This window comes from Halorubrum tibetense (assembly GCF_042661865.1).
Taxonomy (GTDB): domain Archaea; phylum Halobacteriota; class Halobacteria; order Halobacteriales; family Haloferacaceae; genus Halorubrum; species Halorubrum tibetense.
On record NZ_JBHSWW010000475.1, the window covers coordinates 1 to 1,156 of the forward strand.

Here is a 1,156-nt window from a genome sequence, read left to right on the forward strand (position 1 = left end):
CGCGAACTCCGTGACGAGGAGCGCGACGAGCGCGGCGTGCTCCCGCACGTTCCGGTCGTCGACCTTGTCCCGGGTGTCCGCGTGCGTGTGTCCCCAGCCCCGTCCCCGCTCGCCGGAGTCGCTGTGTAGCTGGAGGGCGGGAACGCCGCGGCGGACGAACGGCCACTGGTCGGAGAACGGGTGCGGCTCCGGACGCACCTTGACCGGGTGTCGCGTCGCGGTCGAGACGGCGTCCGCGACCGACGCGGCCGTCTCCGACGTGTGTGTCATCGCGACCAGGTCGCGGAACCGGCCCGCGCCGTCGACGTTGATCACGCCGCGGACCGCGTCGAGGTCGACGGTTCGTGCGAGCCGTTCGGCACCGAGCAGGCCGACCTCCTCCGCGCCGACCGCGACGACATCGACACCGACGGGAAAGAGTGGATCCGCACGCTTTCGATCTCTCGTGTCGTCCGCGACACCGACGTCACCTGTGCCGTCCGCGACACCGACGTCACCTGTGCCGTCCGCGACTCCGGCGTCACCTGTGTCGTCCGCGACTCCGGCGTCGCCCGTGTCGTCCGTCCCATCCGCCAAGATCCGGGCGGCCGTGACGACGGTCGCGATACCGCACCCGTTGTCCAACGCTCCCTCCGCGATGTCGTGGCCGTCGTAGTGGGCGAGAAGTAGCAGCCGTTCGTTGGTGTCGGGCCCGACGCGGCCGATCACGTTCCGCGACTCGCCGGGAGTGGTCGTGGCGTCGACCGTGAGCTCGACGGTCGCGACCGGCCCGGTGGCGTTGACGGCGTACTCGCGGAGCCACGCGCCTGTCTCCGCGGAGACACCGACCGCGGGGGCCGCGGCCTCTTCACCGAACGTCAGCGAACCCGTCGGTGGGAGCTGTCCGTCGAGGTGGTTGACGAAGACGAACCCGACCGCGCCCGACTCGACGGCGTACCCGAACTTCTCCATTCGGTGGACGAACCGGGTTCCTTCGGGAGTCGTCGTCGACGCGACCGCGATCCGCCCGTCGACGTCCGCCGCATCGATCTCCGCCGGGGTCCCGTGCCCGACATCGACGAGCGCCCCGGAGACGGAGCCCGCGGGTGAGTACGGGAGTGCGAGCGCCTCGAACTCGCGAGTCCGCTCCTCGCCGGACCGATCCGGCGTCCGCACG

At 71.5% G+C, this 1,156-nt stretch carries 1 protein-coding gene; it reads right to left on the bottom strand.

Annotated elements, in window-relative coordinates:
* A partial coding sequence (locus tag ACFQEU_RS16310) for a M28 family peptidase (RefSeq protein WP_379783871.1) occupies nucleotides 1–1,156 on the bottom strand: 1,156 nt, incomplete at both ends.